This window comes from Nocardioides sp. (genome assembly GCF_031422975.1).
Classification (GTDB): Bacteria; Actinomycetota; Actinomycetes; order Propionibacteriales; family Nocardioidaceae; genus Nocardioides.
In genome coordinates, this window is record NZ_JANPEO010000105.1 from 1 (window position 1) to 8,705 (window position 8,705).

An 8,705-nucleotide genomic window follows, 5' to 3' on the forward strand; every position below is an offset into this window, starting at 1 on the left:
CGACTCGGTGGCGCCGTGGTGCTGGCTGGTCACGGTGTCGCCGACGCGGGACTGACGCACGTCCTTCACCCCGGTGATGAGGTAGCCGACCTCGCCGACGCCGAGGTCGCTCGACTTCATCGGCTCGGGGCTGATCACGCCCACCTCGAGCATCTCGTGCACGACGCCGTTGGACATCATCTTGATCCGGTCGCGGTGGCTGAGCTTGCCGTCGACGACGCGGACGTAGGTGACGACGCCGCGGTAGGTGTCGTAGACGGAGTCGAAGATCAGCGCGCGCGGCGGCGCGTCGGGGTTGCCGACCGGCGCAGGAGTCTGGAGGACGATCTCGTTGAGCAGCTCCTCGACCCCCAGCCCGGTCTTGGCCGAGGTGCGCAGCACGTCCGAGGGGTCGCAGCCGATGATGCCGGCCAGCTCGGCGGCGTACTTCTCGGGTTGCGCATTGGGCAGGTCGATCTTGTTCAGCACCGGGATGATGTGGAGGTCCGCGCCGATGGCGAGGTAGAGGTTGGCCAGCGTCTGGGCCTCGATGCCCTGCGCGGCGTCGACCAGCAGGACCGCCGCCTCGCAGGCCTCGAGGGACCGCGAGACCTCGTAGGTGAAGTCGACGTGGCCAGGGGTGTCGATCATGTTCAGGATGTAGGTGCCCGGCTCGGCGCCCTCGCCGTTGCCTTCAGGCACGGTCCACGGCATCCGCACGGCCTGGCTCTTGATGGTGATGCCGCGCTCGCGCTCGATGTCCATGCGGTCGAGGTACTGCGCACGCGCCGCACGCGCGTCGACGACGCCCGTCAGCTGCAGCATCCGGTCGGCCAGCGTCGACTTGCCGTGGTCGATGTGGGCGATGATGCAGAAGTTGCGGATGATCGCCGGATCGGTGTGGCCCGGCTGGGGCGCGTTCTTCAGGGACACGTGGGGCTTTCCGGAGGTACGACGGGGTCGACTCATCCTCCCACGCAGGGCAGCAGGCTCACGAACTACCGACGAAGAGTTCTCGCTGCCATTGACGCGGCTGCCGCAACCCGCTCGACTGGCAGCACCAGGACGACCCCATCGGGGGTGTCGTCCACAAGTCTGGAGCATTCCATGACCCAGCTGTCCCGCGCCGTCCGCGCGTCCGCCCTGACCGCCGTCCTCACGACCAGTGTGCTCACCAGTGTCGTCGTCGGCGCCGCACCGAGCTGGGCGGTCACCAAGCTGACCGACTCGCAGGCGGCCTCCCAGCTGTCGGCGTCCGGCATCGGCCGGTCATCGAGTGGCGGGTGCACCAACCGCAACGTCGCCACCTGCACGTCCTACGAGCAGATCAACCAGGACACGGTGAGCGGCATCAAGACGTTCAAGTCGATCAGCGGCTGCGCCGTCACGATCACCGGCGGCACCGAGACGGGCCACGCGTCCGGCACCTACAGCCACTGGAACGGCTACAAGGTCGACATCCCGATCACGTCCTGCATCTCGGGCTACATCACCAGCCACTACGCGTATGCCGGCGTTCGCGCGGACGGCGCGCCGATGTACAAGGCCCCCTCCGGCAACGTCTACGCCCGCGAGAGCAGCCACTGGGACATCACCTACTACGTCTGCGGCTGCTGACCTGGGTCACCTCGGAACCCGTCGGCAGCCAGAACCTCAGCTTGTCGCCGCGCTGGTCCTCGAAGTCACCCCCCGCCGCCTCGATCACCTTGCGCGAGGCGACGTTGGTGTCATCGCAGGTCAGCAGGGCGGGGTCGATGCCGAGGGCGTGCACGTGCGGGAGCACTCCGCGGAGCATGGTCGTCGCGTGGCCCTGCCTGCGCGCGGACGGTCGGACCTCGTAGCCGATGTGGCCACCGAACTCGGCCAGCCACTCGTTGAGCACGTGGCGGCACGAGATCCGGCCGAGGTAGGTGTCGCCCTCGACCAGCCACCAGGTGCTCTGCGGCACGTGGTGGCTGGGCCGCGGCGCGTCGGGGGTCGCGTCGGCGTGGAGGTGGGCGACGAAGCGGGCGAACCCGTCGTCGGTGGCCCAGCGGTCCTCGAACAGGGCGCGCCACTCGCCGAGCATCGTGTTGTGGCCGCCGCGGCCCTCGGCGAGAAACTCCTCGACAGAGGCGAGGAACGACGTGCGGACGCGGACGTGTGGCTCGATGAGTTCGGGCATGGGAGTGATTATCCAATTCACGCCCACGGCGATTTCTTGGGGAGGATGTGGCGCATGTCCTCTGCGCCCGGCCCCTACCCCGCTCCCGTCGGCAAGACCGCGCGCCGCCTCGAGTGGGCCTTCCTGCCGCCCAACCTGCGCGCCTTCATCGAGCGCAAGTGCGGCTCGCCCGTGGTCGAGGCGATCTCCCAGACATCGGGCTTCACCCCGGGCTTCGCGAGCGTGCTGGTGTGCGCCGACGGCTCGCGACACTTCGTGAAGGCGGCGTCGGTCAAGGCCCAGCGCCTGTTCGCCGACTCCTACCGCGAGGAGGCCCGCAAGCTCGCGGCCCTCCCGCCCGGCGTCCCGAGCCCGCGACTGCTCTGGCACCTCGACGACGACTGGGTCGCGCTCGGCATCGAGTACGTCGACGGGCGCGCCCCGCGACGGCCGTGGCAACCCGCCGACCTGGACTCCGTCCTCGACGCCCTCGAGATCGTCGCCGACGCGCTCACGCCGCCGCCTGCGGGGCTCACGCTCGACACGGCCGAGGACGACTTCCTGCCGCTCGTCGCAGCGTGGGACCACATCAAGGCGACCCGGCCCGACCTGCCCCACCTCGACGAGGCGGCGGCCCTCGCGGCCGGCTATGCCGAGGTCGTCGGTGGCGAGACGCTCGTCCACACCGACATCCGCGACGACAACCTGCTCCTCGACGGCGACGGAGTGGTGTGGCTCTGCGACTGGAACTGGCCGATCGTGGGCGCCGACTGGATCGACACGCTGTTCACCCTGATCGGCCCCCGCGGCGACGGGGTCGAGGTGCAATCGGTGCTCGCGTCTCGTCGGCTGACCCGCGACGTACCCCCCGAATCGATCGACCGCGTGCTCGCGCTGCTCGTCGGCTACTTCCTCAAGTCGGGCGACGACCCGGTGCCGCCGACGTCGCCGTTCATGCGCGACCACCAGCGCTGGCAGGGCGAGGTCTGCTGGGACTGGCTGTGCGAGCGCCGAGGCTGGCAGTGAGCCGCGCCGCACTCGATTTGGGGCCTCCCGCGCCTCGGCGGTAGTGTTTGCCCTTGCATGTCCGGCGCCCGGCCCTGTTCAAGGGTGAGTCGGCAGCCGACACACGACTTCCCGTGACCAGCAACGAGCGAGCAAAGGTTCTCCTGTGGCCAACATCAAGTCCCAGATCAAGCGCAACAAGCAGAACGAGAAGGCGCACGAGCGCAACAAGGCCGTCAAGACGGGCCTGAAGAGCGCCGTTCGCAAGTTCCGCGAGGCCGTCGTCGCCGGTGACAAGGACGTGGCCGTCGCCGCGGGCCGCGACGCCGCGAAGAAGCTCGACGTGGCCGCCTCCAAGGGCGTCATCCACAAGAACCAGGCGGCCAACCGCAAGTCGTCGATCGCGAAGCAGTCCGCCTCGCTCTGATCCTCACCCACCCACGCCTCGTCGCTGTGCGACGGGGCGTTCGTGCATTTCAGTGTCATCACGAAGGCCGGATCCCTCGCCCGACGAACTGGCGGGCGCCGACATGGGAATCGCGAGAACACCTGTCGCGCGCCGCCACTTCCTGACGGCCCGGCGCTGGCTCCGGGTGACCAGCGCCCGGATCAGCGCCCGGATCAGCGCCCGGTGCGCAGATCGGCCACGGTGAGCACCAGCCGCTCGAGGGTGTACGCCGCATCGTGGGCCTGGCCCTTGATGTCGGCGTCCGCCACCGCCACCGCGCGGATCGCGGACGAGATCCCCTCAGGGGTCCACGAGCGGGACTGGTCGCGCACTTGACGGACCTTCCACGGCGGGACACCGAGCTCGCGGGCGAGGTCACCCTCGCGCATGCCGTTGGGGGCGCCGAGGAACCGCGCCAGGCTGCGCGCCGAGCCGGCCATGGCCGAGGTGACGAGCACCGAGGCCGTGCCACCGTCCATCGCCCAGCGCAACGCCTCGAGTGCCTGCGCCTTGCGCCCGGCGAACGCCGCGTCGGCCACGGCGAACGACTTGGCCTCGGCCCGGCCGCCGAAGTAGCGCTGCACCTTCTCGACGGTGAGCTGCTCACCGGGGAAGTCGTTGGTGAGCTGGTGGGCGGCCGCCGCCAGTGAGCGCAGGTCTCCACCGACCGCGGTCACCAGGAAGGCAGCGGCGTCGGTGGCGATCTTGGCGCCATGACCGGCGAACTCGGAGGTCACGAAGCCCGTCAGCTCGGAGGCCTTGATCTCCTGCGACTTCACCTCGGTGACCGAGCCGAGCTTGCGCAGCCTGGTGAGCAGGCCGCTGCCCCTCGGTCCGCCGCCGTGCACCAGCACCAACGCGATGTCGTCGGCCGGCGCCGCGGCGTAGTCGAGGATGCCGTCGTGGCAGTCGTCCGGCAGGCCCTCGAGACCGCGCACGATCACGCACCGGGTCGAGGAGAAGAGCGACGGCGCCGCCATCTCCCCCAGACTCGCCAGGGTCAGGTCGGAGGCCTCGGAGTCGGCGATCTCGGCCTCGGCGTCGAAGCCCTTGACGGCCGCTCGGACGCCGACGACGGTGCGCTCGCTGAGGTATTCCTCCTTGCCGGTCACGAGGATGATCCGGCCGAGAACCTGTGCGGCGGTGGGGGTGGAAGCCATGGTGGGCCAACCCTAGCCGCGAGCGCGGACAGCGATCCCGTCGTCCGTGCGCAACACCAGCACGTCGCCGTCGAGATCCGTGCGGCGTACGACCGCGCCGGTCGCCGTCAGCGCCGCCACCAGTCCCGGGTCGGGGTGGCCGTAGTCGTTGTCGGCGCCCACCGAGATCAGGGCGAGCCGGGCCCGCAGCCCGGTGAGGAACTCCAGGTCCTGGTGTCGGCTGCCGTGGTGCGGCACCTTGAGCACGTCGACCTCGAGGCCGGGGAGGGTACGCCGCAGCGCGAGCTGCCCCGGCGGTTCGATGTCGCCCGTCAGCAGGATCCGCACCCCGCGCACCTCGGCGAGGAGCACGACGCTCGCGTTGTTGGCGGCGCTGCCGTCGCCCACCCCTGCGGTCGGCGCGTCGGGCAGCGGCCACAGGGTCTGCAGGGTCACCTCGCCCACCCGGCGGGTCAGGCCGGAGGCCGCCACGCGCGGCGCTACCGCGAGCTCCCGATTCACCGCTGCCGCGCCCCCGGGCGGATCGAGCATCGAGGTCACGTCGACCTCGCCGACCTCCCGGCCCTCGAGCACGCCCGGCAGCCCGTCGATGTGGTCGGCATGGAAGTGCGTCAGCACCACGAGCGGGACGTCGGTGATGCCGAGCCGATCGAGGCAGCGCTCGATCACGGCGGGGTCCGGCCCGGTGTCCACGACGACGCCAGTCCCCGCTCCGGCGTTGAGGACGAGCCCGTCGCCCTGCCCGACGTCGCACATGGCGAGCACCCACCCGTCGCTCGGCCAGCCCGGCGACGGTGGCCGGGTCAGGACCGTGACCACGAGCAGCACCGAGCACCCGACGCCCGTGACCGGTGACCTCAGCAGCCGGGGCGCGATCACGATGACGACGACACACAGCAGCGTGATCGCGGCCAGGGCGACCGGGCCGGTCCCCCAGTCGAGTGCCGCCGTCGGCAACGCCGCTCCGCGCTGGGCGACGACCACGATCCACGACACCGACCAGGCAGCCGGCGCGGCCACCACCTGACCGAGCGGCGTCCACACCAGGCCCATCAGCCCGCCGGTCAGGCCGAGCACCGTCGCCGGCGCCACCGCGGGCGCGGCGAGCAGGTTGGCCAGCACCGCGACCAGGCTGATCTGCCCCGAGATGGCGGTGACGACCGGCGTGCACGCGACCTGCGCGGCCAGTGGCAGCGAGACCGCCTCGGCCGCCCAGCGCGGCAGCCACCGGGTCAGCGCGTCGCGCCAGCTCGGCGCGAGGAACAAGATGCCGGCCGTCGCAAGCACCGAGAGGGCGAAGCCGGCGGTCACGGCCAGCGCGGGGTCGACGAGGAGCAGCGCGAAGACGGCGGCGCCCAGGCAGCGGGTCCCGCGCTCGCGGCCGTTGCTGCCCATCCCGATGAGCGCGACCGTTCCCATGGCCGCGGCCCGCACGACGCTCGGCTCGGTCCGGGCGATCAACACGAAGCCGACGATGCCGAGGCCCGCTGCGGCGTACGTCCAGCGACCGCGCACCCCGCACCACCTCCCGACGATCAGCAGGAAGCCGACGAGCAGGGTCAGGTTGGTGCCCGAGACGGCCAACAGGTGCGTCAGCCCGGTCGTGCGGAAGTCCTCGACCAGCGCCGGGTCGAGCCCACTGTCGTCCCCGACGACGAGCGAGGGCACCAGCTCGCGCGCGTGCTCGCCCCGCGCAGCCACCGACTCCCGGATCGAGGCACGCACGGCCTCGGCTCCCCGCCACCAGAGATCGGGCCCCGACTCCACGCTCGGCGGACCGCGCGCGGACAGCACGGCGAGCACCGGGGCGCCGCGCCCGTCGTCGGGCGCCAGCCGACCCGTCACCCGGACCACGGAACCCAGTCGCACGTCGAGCCAGCTCTCGTCGGCCAGCACCACGACCGGTGCCCGCAGGGAGTACGTCGCAGCGCGGCCCGTCACCTGGGTGAGCGTGCCTCGCACCAAGACGAGATCACCGAACCGGCCTGCCACCGTCCGCGGGTCGCTCGTGATCGAGACCCGCGCCGTCACCACGGCCCGGTCGGAGACCAGGTCGGCCACCGGTCCGGCGCCGAAGGGAGCGACCCGCAGCGTCGCCACCGCGACGACCGCCACCGCAGCCAGCACGCACGCCAGCAAGGGCCAGGATCTCGACACCAGGGCCAGCCCGAGCCCGACCAGGACCGACAGCAGGCTCAGCCAGAGCGGCAGTCCCGCGGCCGCGAGCCCGCCCAGCCAGGCTCCGACCCCCAGCAGCGGCAGCCGAAGATCCTGCACCACCTCCTCAGATCGTCACGTGCGGAGCGATCTCCGCCAACGTCGCGTCGCCGATCCCGTCCACCTCGAGCAGCTCCTCGACCGCCGTGAAGCCGCCGTGCTCGGTGCGCCAGGACGCGATCGCCTCGGCGGTCACCGGTCCCACACCGGGCAGGGTCTCCAGCGCCGCGACGTCGGCGGTGTTGAGGTTGACCAGCGGGCCGGCCTGCCCAGTCGCTGGAGTGGCTCCCAACGAGCCCACCACGCCCACCGGCACCGGCACCCCCACCAGGATCTGCTCGCCGTCGACCAGCAACCGCGCGAGGTTGAGCGAGGCCAGGTCGACATCGCGCCGCGCACCCCCGGCCGCCTCGACCGCGTCCACCACGCGCGACCCCGGCGGCAGCACCGCGATGCCCGGCCTGCGCACCTTGCCCGCGACATCCACCGTGACCTCCCCGGTGGCTGCCGAGCCGGGCGCGGGCCGCCCCGACGGCTCGGCCGACACCGACGCCGCGTCGGTGGGCGCGACCAGCGGCGTGCCGACCGGCGCCAGCGCCGGCACCGGCTGGGGATCCGACCGGACTGCCAGCCACGCCGCCACCCCGACCGCCACCGCGATCACGACGCAGATCACCGCGACGTGTGCCCCGGTCAGGCCGACGCGCGACAACACCCCGACCGGGCCCCGCAGGGAGTGCCGCCCGGGGACCGGAACGAGCGGGACGTCGTCGGGTTCCTCGCCGGAGTCGAGCGACCTGTCGGCGGACAGCCCGCGCACCTGGGTGTGGCGATGCGCGAGCGGCGGGTCACCGCGCACCGCCGCCAGCTCGGCGCCGAGGGTGGCGAGGCGGCGCGAGACCGCCTCGGCGTGCTCATCGCTGGGGGTGCTTCGCGGGTGAAGTGGACGCATGCGTCGAACCTAGGAAGCAGCGCCGACACCCGCCACCTGCGTCACCTCAGCCTGTGGACAACCTCGGGTCAGGCCGGTTCATCCACAGGGACGGACGTGCGAGTGGCTCACTGTGCCGGTTCGGCGGGCAGCCGTGGGGCCACGCACACCGCGACCATGCCCGGTCCGACGTGCGCACCGAGGACGGCACCGAGCTCACCACACCACAGCTCGCGCCCCTCGAGGTTGTCGGCCAGTCGTTCGCTCAGCCTCGCCGCGAGCTGCTCGGCGCGGTCGGCGCTGGCGAGATGCGCGACATACACGTCCACCGGGCTCTCGCCGGCCGCCTCGACGGCGAGGTCCTCGAGGCGCGCGAGGGCTCGGGCGCTGGTCCGGACGCGCTCGAGGTTGGCGACCCGGCCGTCGGCGATGCTCAACAGGGGCTTGACCGACAGCGCGCCACCCAGGATCGCCGCGGCGGCGCCGATCCGGCCACCCCGGCGGAGGTATTCGAGGGTGTCGACGTAGAACAGCGACGTCGCCGCCGCGGCGCGGTCGCGTGCCGCCTGCGCCGCCTCGGTCACCGAACCGCCGGCATCGAGGACGTCGGCGGCCGACAGTGCGGCATACCCCGTCGCGGCCCCGACCTGCCGGCTGTCGATGCAGGTCACCGGCACCGTGACCTGCTTGGCCGCGAGCTGGGCCGACTCGAAGGTGCCACTCATCTCACCCGACAGGTGGATCGAGATGATCTCCTCGGCACCCTCGCGGGCCAGGCGCTCGTACACCTCGGCCATCGCCGCGGGGTTGGGTCGCGACGTG

At 72.0% G+C, this 8,705-nt stretch carries 9 protein-coding genes; 3 read left to right on the forward strand and 6 right to left on the reverse strand.

Going from position 1 to position 8,705, the window contains the following annotated elements; all coding sequences use genetic code 11:
• Positions 1-948, reverse strand: a 948-nt coding sequence (locus RMO85_RS03425) for a GTP-binding protein (protein ID WP_310526478.1), incomplete at its 3' end; no start/stop codon positions are given.
• Positions 949-1,086: 138 nt separating this feature from the next.
• Between RMO85_RS03425 and RMO85_RS03430 the strand changes: the two genes are divergently transcribed.
• The gene (locus RMO85_RS03430) at positions 1,087-1,596 is read left to right on the forward strand and encodes a hypothetical protein (RefSeq protein WP_310526479.1); all 510 of its coding nucleotides are present in this window, start codon (positions 1,087-1,089) and stop codon (positions 1,594-1,596) included.
• Here the strand turns inward: RMO85_RS03430 and RMO85_RS03435 are convergent.
• Entirely contained in the window at positions 1,571-2,143 is a 573-nt protein-coding gene (locus RMO85_RS03435; protein ID WP_310526480.1) for a GNAT family N-acetyltransferase, read from the reverse strand. The two genes, RMO85_RS03430 and RMO85_RS03435, sit on opposite strands and share 26 nt — an antisense overlap.
• A gap of 54 nt (positions 2,144-2,197) precedes the next feature.
• Between RMO85_RS03435 and RMO85_RS03440 the strand changes: the two genes are divergently transcribed.
• Positions 2,198-3,148: a phosphotransferase gene (locus RMO85_RS03440; protein WP_310526482.1), complete on the forward strand. Its 951-nt coding sequence runs from the start codon at positions 2,198-2,200 to the stop codon at positions 3,146-3,148.
• Positions 3,149-3,293: 145 nt separating this feature from the next.
• Positions 3,294-3,554 carry a 30S ribosomal protein S20 gene (gene rpsT / locus RMO85_RS03445; protein WP_310526483.1) on the forward strand — a complete coding sequence of 87 codons (261 nt, stop codon included), beginning with the start codon at positions 3,294-3,296 and terminating at the stop codon, positions 3,552-3,554.
• 194 nt (positions 3,555-3,748) lie between these two features.
• Here the strand turns inward: rpsT and holA are convergent, their stop codons facing one another.
• The 4 genes from holA to RMO85_RS03465 form a co-directional block, all read right to left on the reverse strand.
• Positions 3,749-4,735, reverse strand: a complete 987-nt coding sequence (gene holA / locus RMO85_RS03450) for a DNA polymerase III subunit delta (RefSeq protein ID WP_310526484.1) — start codon at positions 4,733-4,735, stop codon at positions 3,749-3,751.
• A 12-nt stretch (positions 4,736-4,747) separates the two neighbouring features.
• Positions 4,748-7,015: a ComEC/Rec2 family competence protein gene (locus RMO85_RS03455; RefSeq protein WP_310526485.1), complete on the reverse strand. Its 2,268-nt coding sequence runs from the start codon at positions 7,013-7,015 to the stop codon at positions 4,748-4,750.
• A 4-nt stretch (positions 7,016-7,019) separates the two neighbouring features.
• Positions 7,020-7,904, reverse strand: a complete 885-nt coding sequence (locus RMO85_RS03460; protein WP_310526487.1) for a ComEA family DNA-binding protein — start codon at positions 7,902-7,904, stop codon at positions 7,020-7,022.
• A 107-nt stretch (positions 7,905-8,011) separates the two neighbouring features.
• On the reverse strand, positions 8,012-8,705 hold a 694-nt coding region (locus RMO85_RS03465), incomplete at its 5' end, for a DegV family protein (RefSeq protein ID WP_310526489.1).

Coding starts and splice junctions, on each gene's coding strand:
- RMO85_RS03430 (WP_310526479.1), top strand. CDS start 1,087: ATGACCCAGCTGTCCCGCGCCGTCCGCGCGTCCGCCCTGACCGCCGTC.
- holA (WP_310526484.1), bottom strand. CDS start 4,735: ATGGCTTCCACCCCCACCGCCGCACAGGTTCTCGGCCGGATCATCCTC.
- RMO85_RS03460 (WP_310526487.1), bottom strand. CDS start 7,904: ATGCGTCCACTTCACCCGCGAAGCACCCCCAGCGATGAGCACGCCGAG.
- RMO85_RS03440 (WP_310526482.1), top strand. CDS start 2,198: ATGTCCTCTGCGCCCGGCCCCTACCCCGCTCCCGTCGGCAAGACCGCG.
- RMO85_RS03435 (WP_310526480.1), bottom strand. CDS start 2,143: ATGCCCGAACTCATCGAGCCACACGTCCGCGTCCGCACGTCGTTCCTC.